This is a genomic window from Streptococcus mitis B6 (assembly GCF_000027165.1).
GTDB classification, from domain to species: Bacteria; Bacillota; Bacilli; order Lactobacillales; family Streptococcaceae; genus Streptococcus; species Streptococcus mitis_AR.
This window is the reverse complement of sequence record NC_013853.1, coordinates 1286527-1308876: the sequence shown is the minus strand read 5'-3', so window position 1 is coordinate 1308876 and position 22350 is coordinate 1286527. Positions and strand designations below refer to the sequence as shown.

13 protein-coding genes and 2 pseudogenes are annotated in these 22350 nt (G+C 39.3%); 8 read left to right on the top strand and 7 right to left on the bottom strand.

From position 1 onward, the window contains the following. Nucleotides 1-42 precede the first annotated feature (42 nt). Nucleotides 43-417: pseudogene (locus tag SMI_RS06630) on the bottom strand (IS30 family transposase); the annotation flags it as partial. A 424-nt stretch (nt 418-841) separates the two neighbouring features. Here SMI_RS06630 and SMI_RS06625 point away from each other — a divergent pair. Next, nucleotides 842-8266, top strand: coding sequence for a YSIRK signal domain/LPXTG anchor domain surface protein (locus SMI_RS06625; RefSeq protein WP_000527121.1), 7425 nt, complete (start codon nt 842-844; stop codon nt 8264-8266). 78 nt (nt 8267-8344) lie between these two features. Here SMI_RS06625 and SMI_RS06620 read toward each other — a convergent pair. Next, a pseudogene (locus tag SMI_RS06620) lies at nt 8345-8857 on the bottom strand (transposase); the annotation flags it as partial. Nucleotides 8858-9048: 191 nt separating this feature from the next. Continuing rightward, the gene (locus SMI_RS06615; RefSeq protein WP_000665633.1) at nt 9049-10062 is read right to left on the bottom strand and encodes a lactonase family protein; all 1014 of its coding nucleotides are present in this window, start codon (nt 10060-10062) and stop codon (nt 9049-9051) included. A gap of 201 nt (nt 10063-10263) precedes the next feature. Between SMI_RS06615 and SMI_RS06610 the strand changes: the two genes are divergently transcribed. The 7 genes from SMI_RS06610 to SMI_RS06580 all read left to right on the top strand — a co-directional run bounded on the left by SMI_RS06610 (nt 10264) and on the right by SMI_RS06580 (nt 18589). After that, on the top strand, nt 10264-11430 hold the full coding sequence (locus tag SMI_RS06610; RefSeq protein ID WP_000163007.1) for an IS30-like element ISSmi1 family transposase: 1167 nt from the start codon (nt 10264-10266) through the stop codon (nt 11428-11430). Nucleotides 11431-11834: 404 nt separating this feature from the next. Beyond that, nucleotides 11835-13817, top strand: a complete 1983-nt coding sequence (locus tag SMI_RS06605; RefSeq protein ID WP_000747539.1) for a peptide ABC transporter substrate-binding protein — start codon at nt 11835-11837, stop codon at nt 13815-13817. A 117-nt stretch (nt 13818-13934) separates the two neighbouring features. Next, the gene (locus tag SMI_RS06600; protein ID WP_000435446.1) at nt 13935-15101 is read left to right on the top strand and encodes an AI-2E family transporter; all 1167 of its coding nucleotides are present in this window, start codon (nt 13935-13937) and stop codon (nt 15099-15101) included. Continuing rightward, a complete protein-coding gene (locus SMI_RS06595) occupies nt 15091-16320 on the top strand; it encodes a tetratricopeptide repeat protein (protein WP_001065935.1) in 1230 nt (409 codons plus the stop codon). Before SMI_RS06600 ends, SMI_RS06595 begins: the two co-directional genes overlap by 11 nt. A gap of 139 nt (nt 16321-16459) precedes the next feature. Beyond that, nucleotides 16460-17101, top strand: a complete 642-nt coding sequence (locus SMI_RS06590) for an amino acid ABC transporter permease (RefSeq protein WP_000120838.1) — start codon at nt 16460-16462, stop codon at nt 17099-17101. Between the two features lie 9 nt (nt 17102-17110). Continuing rightward, nucleotides 17111-17740, top strand: coding sequence for an amino acid ABC transporter ATP-binding protein (locus SMI_RS06585; RefSeq protein ID WP_000891752.1), 630 nt, complete (start codon nt 17111-17113; stop codon nt 17738-17740). Between the two features lie 9 nt (nt 17741-17749). Then, the gene (locus SMI_RS06580; RefSeq protein WP_000182488.1) at nt 17750-18589 is read left to right on the top strand and encodes an amino acid ABC transporter substrate-binding protein; all 840 of its coding nucleotides are present in this window, start codon (nt 17750-17752) and stop codon (nt 18587-18589) included. A 61-nt stretch (nt 18590-18650) separates the two neighbouring features. Here the strand turns inward: SMI_RS06580 and lysS are convergent, their stop codons facing one another. The 4 genes from lysS to SMI_RS06560 form a co-directional block, all read right to left on the bottom strand. Further along, nucleotides 18651-20141 (bottom strand): lysine--tRNA ligase, encoded by a 1491-nt coding sequence (lysS, locus tag SMI_RS06575; protein ID WP_000102471.1) that lies wholly within the window; start codon nt 20139-20141, stop codon nt 18651-18653. Nucleotides 20142-20379: 238 nt separating this feature from the next. Then, on the bottom strand, nt 20380-20997 hold the full coding sequence (locus SMI_RS06570; RefSeq protein ID WP_000780836.1) for a histidine phosphatase family protein: 618 nt from the start codon (nt 20995-20997) through the stop codon (nt 20380-20382). Beyond that, complete coding sequence (locus tag SMI_RS06565) at nt 20994-21479, bottom strand: aminoacyl-tRNA deacylase (RefSeq protein ID WP_001085921.1); 486 nt, start codon at nt 21477-21479, stop codon at nt 20994-20996. The genes SMI_RS06570 and SMI_RS06565 overlap by 4 nt, the downstream gene beginning before the upstream one ends. After that, on the bottom strand, nt 21479-22321 hold the full coding sequence (locus SMI_RS06560; protein ID WP_000954113.1) for a DUF368 domain-containing protein: 843 nt from the start codon (nt 22319-22321) through the stop codon (nt 21479-21481). The genes SMI_RS06565 and SMI_RS06560 overlap by 1 nt, the downstream gene beginning before the upstream one ends. Nucleotides 22322-22350 lie beyond the last annotated feature (29 nt).

Here is a 22350-nt window from a genome sequence, read left to right as displayed (position 1 = left end):
GAAGTTAGTGTGAGACGTTTGAATGGGGTTGAAGGTTAATTTTTAGAACTTATGTTGGAGTAATGTAGACGACTGACAGATTTCTTCTGCAGGTATTTTCGAAATACCAAGAAGCTTAGGAATCTCTTCTCCGTAAGTAAAAGCAAGGAGTTCATGGGCTGACTTTCCATTCAAAGCAGCGGGTTTGACACTGTTGACATGCGAACAAACGAGATTGATGTCCTCTTGAGTTAAGTTGTCAAAAGAAGTTCCCTTTGGTAGAATATCTCGAATCAGCGTGTGATTTTTCTCAATTCTGCCTTTCTGGTCAGAGCGATTAGGGTCACAAAAGAAGAGTCTACTCTCTCCTCGAACATCCATTTCGATGTCATCAACCCTGGCAAAGTCTTCACCATTATCTGTCAGAATGACAGGGAAATTAGCAGATATGAAAGTAGATAGTTTTTTAGTTAGCTGAATTTAGTAGTGTAATCAATACTAAAATTAATATGTCTGAATTGAACTAAACATGTTTTTATAAGTAACTTTCAAACGGAGAGTTTTGCTGTGATTAATAGTATTATTTTTTACAACAAATAGGTTAATTCCAACGATGGGTCCATCTATCAAATAACTTGCAATAACATGTATAAAAATACATTGCGCAGATGTCATAAAATTGTCTACTTTCGCGAAATACTTTTTTTTTTTTGTAAAAATTTAAGTCTAATCAGTTGAATATAAATAAAAAATACAGTAAAATAGTATGTATAAGTAATCATATTAGAATTGCATGCTGTTCTTAGTAACAGCAAGTATTTTGTATGGATACTAAACTAAATAAATTTTCGAGGAGAAGATAATGGGAAATAAACCATCTATGAGTCGTTCTGAACGTTTACGCCGTGAAAAAGTCACGCGTTACTCAATTCGTAAATACAGTTTTGGAGCAGCTAGCGTAGCAGTTGCTGCACTTTTCATGTTTTTGGGTAATGGAGCGGTGTCTGTTCAAGCCGATGAAATCCAAGAACCAAAAACAGCTGATGTTCCAACTAAAGAAGTTGTTTTGGATAAGACTCAATTGAAAAGCTATATCGCTGAAATTGAAGAGAAAATTTCAGCGGGTAAATACGCTAATAAGACTGAGGAGAGCATCGCTCTTTTAAATTCTGAATTAGCTTCTGCCAAATCTGTCCTTGCTTCTGCAACTAGCCAAGATGAACTAAAAGCAGCTTATAACAAATTTGTCACTGTAGTAAGCTCAAAATTGCAAAATAAACCTGTAGAGAAAAAAGAAACACCAGTAGTAGATACTACAAATGGTAAAGAAACTGTTGGTAAAAAAGCAGAAAATACAGAGAAAAAATCTGATTCTAACTCAATTGAAAATACAGGTTCTAATGATTCACGTAATGGAAAAGCGTTAGATCGAGATAATGCTTTCCGTACAGAAGCTGTTACGAATAAGAAACCAGTTGGGAATATTCCATTCTCTAATGCGACTGCAAAAGATATTTATGTTTATAAAGGTGAAGAAACAAACATTGAATTATCAGCAACAGATGATTCTGGAAAACTTAAGGACATTCGTATAGCTGAGGGTTCAAGAGGAATTGATGCTGCTGGGGCTGCTGGCGGTAGAATAAATAATCAGTATGGACTAACGTTCTCATCTCAGAGAAATGAAACTGAAGGAATTGTAGCGACACAAGATAATCCTGCTAAGGTAACGATTACAGGGACAGTATCAGTGCCAAATCGACCAACTTATACAGGTAAGTTAGTGACACGTTATCTAGTCGCTGAAGATTTAGATGGGGCAGTATTCTCAGAACCTAGTGGAAATCAGGAAAATGCGAATCCACTACCAGAAGGCTACTTTAAGTTATGGGTTCGTGAACAAACTCAAAAATATGATATTCAAGTACAAACAAATGAAGCTGGTAAGATTGCTGTTGCCGATGTAAACAATCTTTCTCAAGCTGATTTTGAGAAAATTAAAAATAATATAAAAATTACTTATAATACAGCAGACGATGCAAGATTGCTTGATAAAAACGGTAAATTAGTAGAAAATGCTTCGAACTACATTGACACTGTAACGAAACAAGCAGATCAGATTGTTGTTACTTATAAAGACGGCTCAAGAGATTCTGTTGCTTTAACGAGTGTTTTACGCAATAATCCTATACCTACAGTAAAAGTGCCATATTCAAACCAAGCAGAGAAACAAGTTTATGTTTATAAGGGTGAAAATACGGATTTAACATTCACAGCGAATGATGATACTACTGTAAAAGATATGTACTTGCGTGGACCTGGAGATGTTAACTGGAATAATACTGAAGCTTTTGGATTCACAACAGGTAAGATTGATAATGGTGTTGTTACTGGTAAGGGTACAATTTCTGATAATAAACAGGAAGCAACCATTACAATGACAGGTGAAACCAATCTGGATGCGGGTAAACAATGGACAAGTTATGTTGTTGCTAATGACAATGATAACTTTAGTTCAATGCCAGCAGATCGTAACTTTAATGCTTTAGATATTGATCCTGATGCAAAATCTAAACCAGGATATATTCGGTTTGTCGTTAAAGATCAAACATCTAAGTATGATATTAAGGATTTAACTGATTCTACACGTATAACTGTTAATGATATTGATAATATTACAGCAACAGATTTAGCAACGATTAAGTCAAGATTGAAATTAGAGTATTCTTCAACAAATGATGACGAACGACTTGCAAGTCTAAAAGGTACAGCAGTTACTAATCCTACTTCATTAATTGATACTGTTGCAGTATCGACAACTGACCCTTCTAAGCTTGTTGTAACATATAAAGATGGTTCTGTAGATACAATTGAAAAAAGTAAAGTTTTAAATGTAAGACCGAAAGGAATTATCCCGTTCTCTAATCCAGCTACAAAAGAAATCTATGTTTATAAAGGCGAAGAAACAAATATAGAATTATCAGCAACTGATGATTCCGGAAAAATTAAAGATATTCGTATTGCTGAAGGTGGTAGAGGAAATGATGCTCCAGGTGCTGCCGGCGGTAGAATAAGAGATCAATATGGATTAACAACAGGTTACCAAAGAAATGAAACAGGAATTGAAGCAACTGAAACTAATCCAGCAAAAGTAACGATTACAGGAACAGTGTCAGTATCAGGTCAACCAAACTTTAAAGGTAACTTAATGACAAGATACTTAGTTGCAGAAGATTTAGAAGGTGCAACATTCTCTGACCCTAATGGTAATAGTGATTCAGGTAAGACAGTAGACCAAGTGCCAGAAGGATGGTTCAAACTAGTAGTTCGTGAACAAACTCAGAAATATGATATTCAAGGACAAACAGAAGAAGCTAATAAAATAGCAGTATCTGACATTAACAATTTATCAAATGATGATTTTGAAAAAATTAAAAATAACATTAAGATTCAATACAATACTGCTGATGATGAAAGATTAAAAGATAAAAATGGATCATTAGTAGAAAATGCTTCACAATATATTAAATCTATAACTAAAGAAGGCGATAAAATTGTAGTTACTTATAAAGATGGTTCTACAGATAAGTTAACTCTAACAGAAGTAGTAAAACTAGACAAACAGCCAGCAATTGATGCAGTAAACACCGCAGCAACTGAGAAAATTGCAGCAATCAACTCAACGCCAAACGCTACTGATGAAGAAAAAGCAGCGGCAATTGCTAAAGTAAATGCTGATAAAGAAAAAGCATTAACAGCAATTAATGATGCTAATGTAACGACAAAAGCAGAATTAGATAAAGCGAAAGAAGCAGGTACAACAGCAATCGCAGGGGACAATCCAGTAGTAGCGAAAAAGGCTGCTGCTAAAGCAGATGTTGAAGCAGCGCGCCAAGCGAAAGCCGATGCAATTAATGCTGATAAAAATCTAACACAAGCAGAAAAAGATGCGGCTCTTGCTAAAGTTAATAAAGCAGCTGAAGATGCAACAAAAGCTATCGATGCAGCAACGACAGATGCAGCTGTAGATACAGCAAAAGGTACTGGAGTAACAGAAATTGGGAAGGTTAATCCAGTAGCAAAACAAAATGCTAAGGATGCTATTGGGAATGCATTAACAGCTAAGAATCAGGAAATCGATGATCGTAAGGATTTAACACAAGCAGAAAAAGATGCGGCTAAGGCTGAAGCTAAGAAATTAGCGGATGCGGAACTTACAAAAGTTAATGCTCAACCTGATAATGCAGAAACGGCTGAAGCAGCAGCAGCGGCACAAAAACTTGTTAACGATGCAGAAGATAAAGGTGTTGCAGATGTAACGTCTGTATACCCAATTGCTAAAGAAGAAGCGAAAAAAGCAGTAGCAGATGAATTAGCCAAGAAAGAAAAAGAACTGGATGATCGTAAAGATTTAACAACAGAAGAAAAAGCAGCAGCTAAGAAAGAAGCGAAAGACTTAGCTAAAAAGGCTACAGATGCCATCAACGCTCAACCAGCGATTGCAGATACTTCAGATAAAGCAACAGCGGCGCAACAAGCAGTAGACACAGCTAAAACTACGGGTGTTGCGGAAGTTAAAGCAGTAAATCCAGAAGCGGTTAAGAAAAATGTGGCTAAGAAAGCAATTGAAGATGCATTAACAGCTAAAAACAACGCAATTGACGCTCGTGATGATTTAACACCTGAGCAAAAAACAGCAGCAAAAGAAGCAGCGAAAGCAAAAGCAGATGCAGCTAAAGATGCTATTGATAAAGCAACAACAGATGCGGATGTAGATCAAGCTAAAACAGATGGTGAAACAGCAGTTGCAAATGTAACTCCAGTAGCAAAAAAACCAGCTAAACAAGCAATCGCGAAAGCATTAGAAGATAAAAATGCCGAAATCGACAAACGTACGGACTTAACAGAAGAAGAAAAAGCTACAGCTAAGAAAGAAGCGAAAGATAAAGCTGATGCACAATTAGCAGAAATCGCTAAACAACCAGATGTAGCAGATACACCAGAAGCTGCACAAACAGCGCAAACAGCAGTAGATGCAGCTAAGAAAACAGGTGTTGACGAAGTAACTGCAGTAAATCCAACAGCAGTAACTAAACCAGAAGCTAAAAAAGCAATTGATGCTAAATTAGCTGAACAACTAAAAACTATCGAAAGTACTCCAGATGCTACAGATGATGAGAAGAAAGTTGCAGCAGACGCAGCTAAAGCTCTAGCAGCTAAAGCTAAGGCAGAAATCGACAAAGCAGGAACAGATGCAGATGTTAAAGCTTTAGAAGACGAAGCAAAAGCTGAAATCGAAAAATCTTTACCATTAGTTGAAGATAAACCAAATGCTCGTAAAGCAATTGACGAAGAAGCAACAGCTAAAAAAGCAGCAATTGATTCACGTACAGATTTAACTCCTAAAGCAAAAGAAGATCTTAAAGCTCAAGTAGATAAGATTGCAGAACAAGCTAAAAAATCTGTAGATGCCGCTAAAACAGCAGAAGCTGTTGATGGAATTGAAGAGTCAGATAAAGCGGCTATTAAAGCTGTAGGTGAAGTGAATATTCCGGCTGATAAAGTTCTTGTAAATGACCCAAGTACTTTAACAGACGATGAAAAAGCTAAGGTCTTAGAAGCTGTTAAGAAAGTAAATCCAGATGCTAAAGAAATTACTCAAGATGCAGATGGAAATATTACTGTTACAACTCCAGATGGTCATCAGGAAACCATCACTCCTGAACAAGTTGTGAAAACGTCTGATACAGCAAATGAACCAAAAGCAGGAAATGATGTAGTTAAACCAGCGAATAAAGTGGTTGTAGCAGATCCAGCTAAATTAACAGATGCTGAAAAAGAAAAAATTAAAGCAGCTGTAGAAGCAGTAAATCCAAATTCTGTAGTAACAGTAGATGAAAAAGGAAATGCTAAAGTATCAACTCCAGATGGACAAACACAAGTGATTCCTGTAGATGAATTAGTACGTACTGCTGAAGATACTAAGAAACCAAATGCAGGAAACGACATCAATACACCATCAGATAAAACAGTCGTAGCAAATCCAGAAGCCCTTACTCCAGAAGAGAAGAAAGCTATTGAGGATAAGGTTAAAGCCGTTAACCCAGGAGCTACAGTAGTAGTAGATGACAAAGGTAACGCAACTGTTACAACACCTTCAGGTAAGACAGCGGTTATTCCAGCAGCTGATTTGACGAAGACAGCAGAAGCGGCGGCTAAACCAAATGCAGGCGACGATGTAGTTAAGCCAGCGTCTAAGACAGTAGTAGCCAATCCAGAAGCCCTTACTCCAGAAGAGAAGAAAGCTATTGAGGATAAGGTTAAAGCCGTTAACCCAGGTGCTACGGTTGTAGTAGATGACAAAGGTAACGCAACTGTTACAACACCTTCAGGTAAGACAGCGGTTATTCCAGCAGCTGATTTGACGAAGACAGCAGAAGCAGCGACTAAACCAAATGCAGGCGACGATGTAGTTAAGCCAGCGTCTAAGACAGTAGTAGCCAATCCAGAAGCCCTTACTCCAGAAGAGAAGAAAGCTATTGAGGATAAGGTTAAAGCCGTTAACCCAGGAGCTACGGTGGTAGTAGATGACAAAGGTAACGCAACTGTTACAACACCTTCAGGTAAGACAGCGGTTATTCCAGCAGCTGATTTGACGAAGACAGCAGAAGCAGCGTCTAAACCAAATGCAGGCGACGATGTGATTACCCCAGCGTCTAAGACAGTAGTAGCTAATCCAGAAGCCCTTACTCCAGAAGAGAAGAAAGCTATTGAGGATAAGGTTAAAGCCGTTAACCCAGGAGCTACGGTTGTAGTAGATGACAAAGGTAACGCAACTGTTACAACACCTTCAGGTAAGACCGCGGTTATTCCAGCAGCTGATTTGACGAAGACAGCAGAAGCAGCGACTAAACCAAATGCAGGCGACGATGTAGTTAAGCCAGCGTCTAAGACAGTAGTAGCCAATCCAGAAGCCCTTACTCCAGAAGAGAAGAAAGCTATTGAGGATAAGGTTAAAGCCGTTAACCCAGGAGCTACGGTGGTAGTAGATGACAAAGGTAACGCAACTGTTACAACACCTTCAGGTAAGACAGCGGTTATTCCAGCAGCTGATTTGACGAAGACAGCAGAAGCAGTCGCTAAACCAAATGCAGGCAATGATATCAACACACCGGCGGTTAAAACAGCAGTTGCTAAGAAAGATGCTTTAACTGATTCAGAAAAAGAAGCAGTTAAGACAGCAGTAGAAGCAGTTAATCCAGGTGCTAAGGTAGTAGTAGATGACAAAGGAAATGCGACAGTTACTACGAAAGATGGTAAGACAGCCGTAATTCCTGCTTCTCAACTAGTTATTCCAACAGAAAAACTTGCAGACCTATCTGAGCAAAATGGTGTGAATATTCCAGCTACACGCACCTTGGTAGCAGATAAGAATAACTTAACTCCTGAAGAAATTGCTAAGATTAAGGTTGCTGTGGAAGCTGTAAATCCAGGCTCAACAGTTGTTGTAGATGAAAAGGGTAACGCGACAGTAACCACAGTAGATGGAAAAACAGCAACAATTTCAGCTGAACAATTAGTTAAAGATGAAGCAGATGTAGCAACTAAAAACAATGGTGAAAATCTTAATCTTGATTTTGAAAAACAACTTGTAGCTGATTTGGACAACTTAACAGACGCGGATAAAGCGGGAGCTAAAGCCAAAATTATGGCAGCTAACCCAGATGTAGCAGAAGTAATCTTCGATGATAAAGGAAATGCAACGGTTATTTTGAATAATGGTAAAGCATATACAGTTTTAGCTAAAGATATCTTTAAAGAAATTCCTTATGTTCCATCATATAATCGAGGAAATAATAGAATTAATAACGCTGAAACGATAGTCGATAAATCGAAGTTAGAAGGTGCTATTCGTCAATTGGATAAGCTAATCATCCAAGAATCAGCTAAGCTTGATGCAGAAACTGTGAAAGAAGCGAACGCATTATTAGCAGCCGCTAAAGAAGTATTTGCCAATGCAAACGCAACTCAAGCAGAAGTGGATGCAATGGTTAAACGTATAGAAGACTTCATGTTGAAAGTTTCTCCAGCAACTAATCATGCAATTCTAGCTAATGACCAAGCTACTCAAGCCACAAACGCTAACCAAGAAACAGCTAACGTGAATACAGTGGCTAAAGAATTGCCTAACACAGGTACAGAAGCTAACGCTAGCCTCGCAGCGCTTGGACTTCTTGGAGCCCTAGGTGGATTTGGACTTCTTTCTCGCAAGAAAAAAGAAGACTAAAAACTCATAGTTTTTAAGAAGATGATTCGTCATCTTCTTTTTTTGGCTCTTTGTCAACTGTAGTGGGTTGAAGAAAAGCTAAGCTCGAGAAAGGACAAAATTCGTCCTTTCTTTTTTGATGTTCAGAGCAATAAAAATCCGTTTTTTGAAGTTTTCAAAGTTCCGAAATCCAAAGGCATTGCGTTTGATGAGTTTAATGAGATTATTCGTTGCTTCTAATTTGGCGTTTGAATAGGGTAGTTGAAGGGCATTGACAATCTTCTCTTTATCTTTGAGGAAGGTTTTAAAGACAGTCTGAAAAAGAGGATGAACCTGCTGCAGATTGTCCTCAATGAGTCCGAAAAATTTGTCAGGCTTCTTGTCCTGAAAGTGAAACAGCAAGAGTTGATAGAGATGGTAGTGGTGTTTCAAGTCTTTTGAATAGCCCAAAAGCTTGTCTAAAATCTCTTTATTCGTCAAGTGCATACGAAAAGTAGGATGATAAAAACGTTTATCGCTTATTTTCCGACTATCTTGTTGGATGAGTTTCCAGTAGCGCTTGATAGCCTTGTATTCATGAGACTTTCGATGAAATTGATTCATAATTTGGATATTGAGGTCTTTGATATCTAGCAGTTTTGTGATAAAATGTAATTGTTCCATATGATTCTTTCTAATGATAGTTTGGTCGCTTTTCATTATAGATGATATGGGACTTCTTTTCTACAACAAAATAGGCTCCATAATATCCATAGGGGATTTACCCACTACAAATATTATAGAGCCCGTTTTTTTATGTTTTCTTAAGGGGCAAAACTGATGCAGACTGCTTCTGGGACATGAAAGTCATTAGAAAGTTCTGCTAGACGTCCAGTTTCAGAATTGCGTTTAAAGACGGTTGCATTGTCAGAGTCTTGATGGACAGCAATGACAAATTCTTGGTCTGGTGTCAAATCAAAATCACGTGGAGTCTGACCATGTGTCGGAACGATTTCTAACAACTCTAAGCTACCGTCCGCAAGGATTGTATATACTACGATAGAATCATGACCACGGTTAGAGGCGTAGAGGTATTTACCATCTTTAGAGAGACGAATGGCAGCAGTACCATTAAATCCTTCGTAACCGTCTGGTAGAGTTGAAATGACTTGCATGCGTTCAAATTCACCAACACCATCGTAGATTAGAACCTCGATAGTGCTATTGAGTTCACAAATGAGATAAGCGATTTTATAATGGTTATGAAAAATAATATGGCGTGAGCCTGCTCCTGGCTGGCTATGATAGGTATAGAGCTTAGATAATTTTCCTTCTGAATCAAGATCATAAGTAATTACTTGGTCAGTACCCAAGTCGCAGGTCACTAGATAGTGGTCAGGTGTTAAATCTGTATAGTGAACATGTGGAGAAGCTTGATTTTCATGTGGACCTTGGCCACTGTGTTGATCAACATCACTAAGTAGAAGACGACCATCTTCCTGACGTTTATAAACAAGGACCTGTCCCTTGTGGTAATTTGCCGCGTAAACCAAATCACGCTTTTCATCAACGGCAACATAACAGTGGGGGGCTCCCTCTTCAACGACGTGATTTAATAAGTTACCATTAGTTTGATAGGCTGCAATTCCCCCCTTATCGTCTTGACTACCAACAGTGTATAAATGTTGGTGCTGGTCAAAGGCAAGGTAGGTTGGACTTGGCTCAGTAGCAAAAAGTTCTAGATTTGAAAGCTGACCAGTTTCTGTATCGAAGTCTGCCTTGTAAATCCCTTGGGAAGTACGACGTGTATAAGTTCCAAAATAAACAGTTTCTTTCATAACTTTACCTCTATATAAAGATAAGACTATTATATCACAAAAATGCTACTATGAAGAAATCAAGATTAGCAAGAGCTTTACCTAATTCTTTTGACGTAACTTCTCAAAGTAACTTCCATCTCTCTCCCAAAACTGGAAGTTAGTCTCAGACGATGAATTATGCTAGAATTAAGTCTGAGACTTTTCGTGAGGAGGTACCTCATGACGAAAAAACAAAAACATCTCACTCTAGAAGACCGTATTGACATCCAAACTGGAATCAGCCAACAGGAGACTTTCCGTTCCATCGCTGAGAAGATGGGGAAAGACCCGTCAACGATTTCAAAGGAAATCAAGCGCAATCGCATCATGCATCCAACATCCGTCAAATCTGATTGCACGGATTGCCCTCTTCTCAAAAAAGCTCCTTATGTCTGTAACAACTGTCCAAAAAAGAGGACGGATTGTGGGTTTAACCGCTATCTTTACTACGCGAAAAAGGCACAGGAGCAGTACGAGACTATGTTGAGGGAATCCAGACAGGGCATTCCCCTAAACAAGGAAAGTTTTTATCAGATGGACAAGGTCTTAACCCTAGGCATCCAGAAGAAACAAAGCATCTACCATATCATTCAGACACATAACCTACCTGTGTCGAAAGCTACGGTGTATCGGCATGCCAAGCTGGGCTATCTGACAGCCAAGCCCATTGATTTCCCTCGGATGGTCACGTTCAAGGAACGCAGAAAATCCAGAAAAGTAGCTATTCCCAAAGAGCTGAAAATTGGGCGGACCTATCAAGATTTCCAAGAGTTACGAGAAACTGATGATTTCTTCAAATGGTTGGAAATGGACACGGTCATCGGCAGACCTGGTGGAAAGCTACTGCTCACCTTCAACGTTTCCTTCTGTAATTTCCTCTTCGCCTTGCTTTTGGACAACAAGACTGCTCTGGAAGTCGCCACTAAATTCGCAGCTTTGAAAGAAAGAGTCATGGACGGAGGGTATGCGTTCCATCAGCTGTTCCCTGTCATTCTCACAGACAACGGATCTGAGTTCGCCTATGTGGAGGAGCTTGAGCGAGACATTGATGGGAAGTCTCACCTCTACTTCTGCGACCCTAGCCGTCCTGACCAGAAGGGGCGGATTGAGAAGAACCATACGGTTTTGCGAGCCATTCTTCCCAAGGGCACTTCCTTTGACCAACTGACTCAGAAAGACGTCAATCTAGTCATTTCCCATGTCAATTCCTTGAAACGAGAAGAGTTTCAAGGAAAATCTGCTTACGACGTCTTCACCTTCACCTTTGGCGAGGACATCGCTGCTCTTCTGGGTTGCCAATTTGTCAAACCAGAAGACACACACTTATCACCTGATTTATTGAAATAAAGGGAATTTTCCCCTCTAACTACACATCTTATCACCATCGAAAAGTCTCACACTAAACGCTAGCAACTGGAATTTACTCTAAGACGACTCTGTTTTAGGGCTATTTGTCGTGCACTTTTTTCTGAGTCTTTTCGCTTTTGAACCCTTATATATCAAGAAAAAGAAAACCAGTGGAAGTTAGTCTAAGACGGATTTCCACTGATTTCACGCATTTTTCTCATACTAAAAGCTAGGTTGTGGGAAACTGGAAGTTAGTTTTAGAAGTTACCTTTTCTTTTACTCGTAACTTCTCAAAGTAACTTCCATCTCTCTCCCAAAACTGGAAGTTAGTTTTAGAAGTTACCCATTGATTTACTTAATAAAAGTGCTATAATAATCCTATACAAATTGCAAAGGAGTTTTTTATGAAAAAACGTGTTTTCTTAGCAGCAGGAGTTGCTGTACTCTCGGTAGCTGTTCTAGCAGCTTGTTCATCTGGTAATGGGAATAAGGAAGCAACTAAACCAGTTACTTATACCTATGTATTTTCATCAGATCCTGCGACTCTGGATTATACAGTTTCTGGGCAAAAGTCTACAAAACAGATTACTGGTAATGTCATTGATGGACTACTGGAAAATGATCAATATGGTAATCTGGTCCCATCAGTTGCAGAAGATTGGACTGTTTCAAAAGATGGCTTGACTTATACATATAAAATTCGTAAGGGTATTAAGTGGTATACCAATGAAGGCGAAGAATATGGAGAAGTTAAGGCTCAGGATTTTGTGACTGGTCTAAAACACGCTGCTGACAAGAAATCAGAAGCACTTTATCTTGTACAGGATTCTATTAAAGGATTAGATGACTATGTAAATGGGAAAACAACCGATTTTTCTACTGTTGGTGTAAAAGCAACAGACGATTATACTGTAGTCTATACTTTAAACCATCCAGAATCTTTCTGGAATTCGAAGACAACAATGGGAATTCTTGCTCCTGTTAGCGAAGACTTTTTAGCTTCTAAAGGAGATGACTTTGGTAAGGCGACTGATGTAACAAGCATTCTATATAATGGGGCTTATCTTTTAAAAGGTCTTACATCTAAATCTTCTATTGAAATGACTAAAAACCAAAACTATTGGGATAAACAAAATGTCTTTATTGATGATATTAAGCTGTCTTACTTTGATGGTCAGGATGCAGACTCTCTAGGACGTGGTTTTGATGAAGGAAATTATCCTGCAGCACCTCTATTTAAAAACTCTGCTAACTATGAACGGCTAAAAGAAAAATATAAAGATAACATTATTTATAGTCAACAACAAGGAACTACTTTCTATATTTCGACGAATATTGACCGTGTTGCCTACAATCACACCGCTAAAACAAGTGATGTAGAAAAATCATCTACTAAGAAGGCTTTGTTGAACAAAGATTTCCGTCAATCCTTGGCTTTTGCTACAGATCGTAAAGCAGGAATCTCTCAAGTATTTGGGGACGAAGTAGCACCGCGTAAATTACGTACAAGTTTAACCCCTCCAACATTTGTACAGGTAGGAGAGCAGTCATTTGGGCAAGTAGCTAAGGCAGAATTGGATAAATTAGATGGTGTATGGAAAGATGTCAGTCTTGATGATGCCCAGGATTCACTTCATAATGTAGATAAGGCTAAGACTAAATTTGAAGCTGCCAAGAAAACTCTTCAAGCTGATGGAGTACAGTTCCCTATTCATTTAGATATTCCAGTATCTTCTACTCGTCCAGAATTTGTGCGTCAAGCTCAATCTTATAAACAATCCGTCGAGGAAGCTATTGGAGCAGATAATGTTGTAGTTGATATTCAACAAGTTTCTGACGATGAATTGGCAAGTATGACAGTTCTAGCTACTTCTAATACTAATACTGACTGGGATATTAATGCAAATAGTGGATGGGGACCTGATTATGCAGATCCGTCAACTTATCTAGATATATTTGATCCAACATCTGGACCAAATCTTCTTGGCTCCTTAGGCGTAGTACCAGGTAAAGACAGTTCAGCAATCAAAGCGGTTGGGTTAGATAAGTTTAAAGAGTTAATTACTGATGCTAATAGTGAGAAAACAAATCTTGAAAAACGATATGCTAAATATGCAAAAGCTCAAGCTTGGTTAACAGACAGTGCCTTGGTTATTCCTGTACACTCAGATGGTGCCCAAATGCTAGTAACGAAGAAAGTTCTAGGTACTGGTGCCGGTGGCTGGGTAGGTGATAAGACCAGTGAAAATAGCTACAAGTATCTGAAAATTCAAGATAAGATAGTCACTACTAAAGAAATGGATGAGTTCCGCAAGAAATTTGCTGATGAAAAAGCCAAATCCAATGCTGATTATCAGAAAAACTTAGACCGTCATATTCAAGACTAATCGAATCTCCTCTTTTGAGGAGATTTTTTATGTCGCGGTTTCCATGTAAGCACTTTAAAAAAGAGTTATTTTGCTTTAAAAATGGTATAATGAGAGAATAATAGAAAGGAAGTATTTATGGAACAAAAAGAGAAACATTTTAGCCTATCTTGGTTTTTCAAGTGGTTTTTGGATAACAAGGCAATTACGGTATTTTTGGTGACCTTATTATTGGGACTGAATCTTTTTATTTTAAGTAAGATTAGTTTTCTATTTTCACCGGTTTTAGACTTTTTGGCAGTCGTGATGTTGCCAGTTATTCTATCTGGTTTACTATACTATTTACTGAATCCCATTGTTGATTGGATGGAGAAACACAAAATCAATCGTGTTATAGCGATTAGTATTGTCTTTGTCATCATCGCTCTCTTTATCATTTGGGGCTTGGCAGTGGCTATTCCAAATCTGCAACGTCAAGTTTTAACATTTGCAAGAAATGTACCAATCTACCTTGAAGATGCAGACAGAGTTATTAATGATTTGGTGACCAAGCGTTTGCCAGATGATTTCAGACCTCAATTAGAACAAGTTTTGACCAATTTTTCTAGCCAGGCTACAGTTTGGGCAAGTAAAGTTTCTTCACAAGCAGTCAATTGGGTGAGCGCCTTTATTAGCGGGGCTTCTCAAGTGATTGTTGCCTTGATTATCGTTCCGTTCATGCTCTTTTATCTCTTACGTGATGGGAAAGGCCTACGTCACTATTTGACCCAATTCATGCCAACGAAATTGAAGGAGCCTGTAGGACAGGTTTTATCAGATGTGAATCAGCAGTTGTCCAACTATGTTCGAGGGCAAGTAACAGTAGCTATTATTGTAGCAGTAATGTTTATGATTTTCTTTAAGATTATTGGTCTACGCTATGCAGTTACATTGGGAGTTACTGCTGGTATTTTAAATCTGGTTCCTTATTTGGGTAGCTTCTTAGCCATGCTTCCTGCCCTAGTATTGGGCTTGATTGCTGGGCCAGTCATGCTCTTAAAAGTAGTGATCGTCTTTATCGTAGAACAAACTATTGAAGGCCGTTTTGTCTCTCCATTGATTTTGGGAAGTCAATTAAACATCCATCCCATTAATGTTCTCTTTGTTTTGTTAACTTCAGGATCCATGTTTGGTATCTGGGGAGTCTTGCTCGGTATTCCAGTTTATGCTTCTGCTAAGGTTGTCATTTCAGCCATTTTTGAATGGTATAAAGTAGTTAGTGGCCTATATGAACTAGAGGGTGAGGAAGTTAAGAGTGAACAATAGTCAACAGATGTTACAGGCTTTGGAAGAGCAAGATTTAGCCAAGGCAGAACATTGTTTCGTCAAAGCTTTAGAAAATGATCCAAGTGTTCTTCTGTATGAGTTAGCTACTTATCTTGAAGGGATTGGTTTTTATCCTCAGGCCAAGGAAATTTACCTGAAAATTGTAGAGGATTTCCCAGAGGTTAACCTCAATCTGGCAGCTATTGCTAGCGAGGATGGTCAAATCGAGGAAGCATTTGCGTATCTTGAGGAAATCCAAGCTGACAGTGACTGGTACGTTTCGGCTTTGGCTCTGAAGGCAGACCTTTACCAGTTGGAAGGTTTGACAGATGTGGCGCGTGAGAAATTATTGGAAGCCTTGACATACTCAGAAGATCCTCTCTTGATATTGGGATTAGCAGAGTTGGATAGTGAGTTGGAAAATTACCAAGAGGCTATTCAAGGCTATGCCCAGTTAGATAATCGTACTATTTATGAGCAAACAGGCATTTCTACCTATCAACGAATTGGCTTTGCCTATGCCCAGTTAGGGAAATTTGAAACGGCCACAGAGTTTTTAGAAAAAGCCCTGGAGTTAGAATACGATGACCTAACAGCTTTTGAGTTAGCCAGTCTTTACTTTGATCAAGAAGAATACCAAAAAGCTGTCCTCTACTTTAAGCAGATCGATACCATTTCTCCTGACTTTGAAGGCTATGAGTATGGTTATAGTCAGGCCTTGCATAAGGAACATCAAGTTCAAGAAGCCCTGCGTATCGCTAAGCAAGGCTTAGAGAAAAATCCCTTTGAAACTCGCCTCTTGCTAGCTGCTTCACAATTTTCTTATGAATTGCATGATGCCAGTGGTGCAGAAAATTACCTCCTTACTGCTAAAGAAGATGCTGAGGATACGGAAGAAATCTTACTCCGTCTAGCTACTATTTATCTAGAACAAGAGCGTTATGAGGACATTCTAGACTTACAAAGTGAGGAGCCAGAAAATCTCTTGACCAAGTGGATGATTGCTCGTTCTTATCAAGAAATGGATGATTTGGATACTGCTTATGAGCATTACCAAGAGTTAACAGGAGATTTGAAGGATAATCCAGAGTTTCTGGAACACTATATCTACCTCTTGCGTGAATTGGGCTATTTTGAAGAAGCAAAAGTCAATGCGCAAGCTTACTTAAAACTGGTTCCAGATGATGTACAAATGCAAGAATTGTATGAGAGATTGTAAGAATATATTTTTAAAACTGTATCTTATCATTTTTGATAGATATAGTTTTTCTTTTTGAAAGAGAATTTTTTTACAAAAATTCTTGGTTATTTTGTTTATTTATGCTATAATAGGAACAATTATTTTTAGGAGGTGCAGTATGTCTTATTTGTTTGAGATATTACCGAGTTTATTGAGCGGTGCAAGCATGACTTTACAGGTTTTTGCACTGGTCTTGATTTTTTCTATTCCCTTGGGCGTTTTGATTGCCTTTGCCTTGCAAGTCCATTGGAAGCCCCTCCATCATCTGATTAACATTTATATCTGGATCATGCGAGGCACACCCTTGCTCTTGCAATTGATCTTTATCTATTATGTGCTCCCAAGTATTGGGATTCGTTTGGATCGCCTTCCTGCGGCCATTATTGCCTTTGTTCTCAATTATGCGGCTTACTTTGCTGAAATTTTCCGTGGTGGGATTGATACCATTCCTAAAGGTCAATATGAGGCTGCTAAGGTCTTGAAGTTTAATTCTTTTGACACAGTGCGCTATATTATCTTGCCTCAGGTGACCAAAATTGTTCTTCCTAGTGTCTTTAATGAAGTCATGAGTTTGGTCAAGGATACTTCTTTGGTCTATGCTCTAGGAATTTCAGATCTTATCTTGGCTAGTCGAACAGCTGCCAACCGTGATGCTAGTCTGGTCCCAATGTTCTTGGTAGGAGCCATTTACTTGATTTTGATTGGTATTGTGACCATTCTTGCCAAAAAAGTTGAGAAGAAGTACAGTTACTATAGATAGGAGGCTGCCATGTTAGAATTACGAAATATCAATAAAGGCTTTGGTGAAAAGCAAATTTTGTCCAATTTCAGTCTAAAAATTCCTGAAAAGCAAATCCTGGCTATTGTAGGACCTTCTGGTGGAGGTAAGACAACCCTCTTACGTATGCTTGCGGGTCTTGAAACCATTGATTCAGGACAAATCTTTTATAATGGAGAATCTTTGGAACTGGATGAACTGGAGAAGCGGAATTTACTGGGATTTGTCTTCCAAGATTTTCAACTTTTTCCTCATTTATCAGTTCTAGATAATTTGACCTTATCTCCTGTGAAAACAATGGGAATGAAGCAGGAAGAGGCTGAGAAGAAGGCGCGAGGGCTTTTGGAACAGTTGGGACTGGCAGGGCACGCAGATGCCTATCCTTTCTCACTATCTGGTGGGCAAAAGCAACGGGTGGCCTTGGCGCGTGCTATGATGATTGACCCAGAAATCATTGGCTACGATGAACCAACTTCTGCACTTGATCCAGAATTGCGCTTAGAAGTGGAAAAACTGATCCTGCAAAATAGGGAACTTGGGATGACGCAGATTGTGGTTACCCACGATTTACAATTCGCTGAAAATATCGCAGATCAGATTCTCAAGGTTGAGCCCAAGTAGGAGGTGCCGATGACTAATAAGAAAATTGCTTTAGTATTGGTTTCTCTCCTGACTCTCTTTTTAACAGCTTGTACTCAGAAGGCTAGTGATCCAAAGCAGGATAACTGGGATAAATATCAAGAGCAGGGGACCATTACTATTGGTTTTGATAATACCTTCGTACCCATGGGTTTTGAAGAAAAGAATGGACAGTATACAGGATTTGATATTGACTTAGCACAAGCTGTCTCTGAAAAATTAGGTTTTAAGGTTCAATTTCAACCAATCGACTGGGATATGAAGGAGACAGAACTGCAAAATGGAACCATAGATGCCATCTGGAATGGCTATTCTGCCACTGATGAACGCCGAGAGAAAGTTGCCTTTAGCATTCCATATATGGAAAATCAGCAAGTTCTGGTGACGAAAAAAAGCCAGTGGATTCATTCAGTAGAGGATATGAAGGATAAGACCTTGGGAGCCCAAGCCGGTTCTTCTGGTTACTTAGATTTTGAAGCCCAGCCAGACTTACTGAAAAATCATGTCAAAGACCAGAAGGCCAATCAATACCAGAGTTTCAATGAGGCCTTGATTGATTTGAAAAATGATCGAATCGATGCCTTGTTGATTGACCGAGTATATGCTAATTATTATCTCCAGTCTGAAGGAATATTAAATGACTACAATGTCTTTTCGGCTGGATTTGAAAGTGAATCTTTTGCAGTCGGAGTTAGACCAGCAGACAAAAGACTACTACAAGCATTAAACCAAGCCTTTATTGCACTACACCAAGAAGGAAAGTTCCAAGAAATCAGCCAAAAATGGTTTGGAGAAGATGTGGCAACAAAAGAAGTGAAAAGTAGAGATTGAGTTTTTCCTCAGTCTCTTTTTGTATCGAAAAATCCCCTGGCAAGTACCAGAGGATAAGAGCTTATTTCATTGTTGGGAAGAGTAATACATCACGGATAGTGGTTGTATCAGTAAGGAGCATGCAGAGACGGTCGATACCGATTCCCAAACCACCTGTAGGTGGCATACCATATTCAAGGGCTTCAATGTAGTCGTAGTCGATACCTGTCGCTTCATCATCACCAAGTTCTTTAGCTTTAGCTTGGGCTTCAAAACGGCTAAGTTGGTCGATTGGGTCATTGAGCTCAGTAAAGGCATTACCGTACTCCTTAGTCATGATGAAGAGCTCGAAACGGTCAGTAAAGCGTTGGTCTTCAGGATTCTTCTTAGCAAGTGGAGATACAGCTACTGGATGCCCATAGACAAAGGTTGGTTGGATCAAGGTTTCTTCAACAAACTCTTCAAAGAAGGCATTGATAATGTGGCCAACTTCAGTGTAGTGTTTCTCAACTGGAACTTTCTTCTCAGCAGCGATAGCTTTGGCTTCCTCGAAAGTCATGTCTTGCCAGAAATCGACACCAGTAATTTCTTTGATAGCCTCCACCATGTGAACACGTTTAAATGGTTCGTTAATCTTGATTTCAGTTCCTTGATAGTTGACTGGGCCGTCGCCTTTAACTGATTTAGCAGCGTGTTGGATAATGCCTTCCGTCAAATCCATGATGTCTTGGAAGTCTGCATAAGCTTGGTAGACTTCGATAGAAGTGAACTCAGGGTTATGAGTCGCATCCATTCCTTCGTTACGGAAGATACGGCCGATTTCATAGACACGCTCCATACCACCCACGATAAGGCGTTTTAAGTGAAGCTCAGTCGCGATACGAAGCACCATGTCAATGTTTTGGGCATTGTGGTGAGTGATAAATGGACGGGCAGCAGCACCACCAGCTTCGTTGTGAAGAACAGGTGTTTCTACTTCAAGGAAACCTTTTTGGTCAAGGTAACGACGGATTTCAGAAATGATTTTTGAACGAGTGACAAAACGCTCAAAGCTTTCACGGTTAGAAATCAAGTCAAGGTAACGTTTACGGTAAATTGTTTCAACGTCTGTCAAACCGTGGAATTTCTCAGGAAGTGGGCGAAGTGCTTTAGACAAGTGAGTAATGTGAGTAGCCTTGATAGAGAGTTCTCCCATATCAGTACGCATCACTTCGCCTTCTACACCAAGGAAGTCACCAAGGTCTGCTTTTTTGAAGATTTCATAGTTTTCTTCACCGACAGCATCCTTACGAACGTAGATTTGGATTTGACCTTCACGGTCTTGAAGGTGGGCAAAACCTACTTTACCTTTACCACGTTTGGTTACCAAGCGTCCTGCGATAGTAGCTGTTTCGTTTTTATCGTGTAATTGTTCTTTATCGAAGTCGGCATATTTATTTTTTAATTCTTGTGAATTTGCAGTGCGTTCAAAGCGTTTTCCGAAAGGATCGATTCCTTGTTCACGAAGCGCAGCCATTTTTTCACGGCGAACGATTTGCTGATCATTTAGTTCTTCCATATGTTCTGTTGACATGGGATCCTCCTAGTTTTACTCAAAATTGAATACGATGAGTCATTTTTTGCGACACTCCCATTCTATCATAAATAAGCAAGAAATTCACGGATAATCTTTCAAAACTAAAAAGAACTTGACGTGAATACTCTTCGAAAATCTCTTCAAACCACGTCAACGTCGCCTTGCCGTACTCAAGTACAGCCTGCAGCTACCTAGTTTGCTATTTGATTTTCATTGAGTATAAAATCAAGTTCTGTTATTGATAGGAAGTATCATTCCAAGTATCGAGAGTGAATGTTTCAAAATCATGGGTTTCTAGAATGGTTAGGCTGGCATTTGCTAGACCGCCATCTTTACGAAGAAGTGGTTCTTTATATCCTAGAAGAGTACGAAGACTGGCAGTAAGATTAGCACCGTGGCCGACAATTAGAATACGCTCAGCCGGACTATCTTTTAATGATTTGATAAATTGGATGGTCCGTTGCGTGGTGCTATAGAGGGATTCGGCTCCGAACATTTGAGTGTCAAACTTGGCAAGATTAGATCGGAAAGCTTTGATTTGTTGTGGGTAAATAGCTTCCAAGGTTGCGATTTTCAAACCTTCCAACTTCCCCAGCTGCCATTCACGGAGATTAGGAACACTTTCTAAAGGACAGGGGGTCTGGAGTTGACTTTGGATAATTTCAGCAGATTTGACCGCTCGAGGTAAATCACTTGAATAAATCTGATTAAAAGGAACATCCTTGAGATACTGGCCTAGTCGTTTTAGGGTTTCAATGGATTCAGGAAGAAGGGGAGAATCTCCACTAGCACCTTGAAAGCGTCCTTCTTGGTTCCAGACTGTACGACCGTGGCGGACAAAGTAGAGTTTCATTCTTGGCTGCCCTCCAAGATATCTGCAAAGTCAGCTTTTACAAAGTTAGCCAAGTCTTGTGGAGCGACGATAATGCTGTGACCAACCTCCCCAGCAGAGACAATCATTTGATCCAATTCTAGAGCAAGCTTATCGATAAAAATGGGGTAATTGTGTTTCTGACGAATTCCGACAGGATTATTGGCTCCATGAATGTAACCAGTTGTTTTTTCCAAGTCCTTTTGTGGAATCATGCTCACTTTTTTATTGCCAGAAATTTTGGCTAGTTTCTTTTCCGACAAGTGTTGAGTGATAGGGACAATTCCGATAATCGGTCCTGTCTTGTCTCCCAAAAGAGCCAAGGTTTTGAAAATCTGATCTCGTTCATAACCTTGAGGAAGTTCTCCTTCAAGGGCATTGATTTGAATCCCCTGATGTGGGATACCTGCTTTAGACAGGATTTGTTCTACCAATGTTTTTTTGACTTTAACTTTTTTTGCCATTATTTATACTTATCCTCCAATTGGCTCATCCAAATACCAAGCCAGATTCCCAACGCAAAGAAGAAGGCGATGATGACATATCCAACAAGAGAAAGGCCAGTGTATTGGATACTTTCAGCGTTTCCTGCATTTGGAATCAAGATTAAAAGGGTACTTGATAAGACGATTCCGATGATGAAATGATAGACGCGTGAGTGATAGTTGTTTAAGGCATAATCCATCAATTTTGAAAAAATGATGAGAGTTGCACCTGCCCCGATTCCAATCGGGAAGAAGGTTCCCAAGAGGTCAAAGGTTTTAAAACCAGCCAACATAGGAGCATAGAGACCTAAAATCAAAAGTAGATTTGATGGACTGAGGCCAGGAACCAATACGCCAAGAGCCAGCAGTGCACCAGCTAGGACGAAATTAAGAAAGTTGGCGTTTAAGGTTCCAACGATAAAATTTAAGGCATAGAGTCCTAATCCAGAAATGATAAAAGTTGTCCAGAACCAAGCCAAATCAATCTTGTCTCGGTCAGATTCTCGAGTTGATTCTTTGAGGAGGCTAGGAACTGTACCAATGATGGCACCCGCAAAGCTCCATAAGACAAAGACCTGATAATTTTCAAGTAGGTATTCAATCGGGTAAGAAAATAAGCCGATTCCCAGAAGCATACCAATGGCAACTGGTATAAAATACAAAACATTTTCTTTAAAGTCTTTAAAGGGATGAGCCAGAAAACCAATCATTCGTTCATAGATTCCTAAGATTGCTGCTAGAACCCCTCCGGAAATTCCCGGTAGAATAAATCCAAGAGCAATGACAATCCCTTTAATAACACGTGCTAACCATGAAAGCATATTTTTCCTCCAACTATTTCTATTTCAAA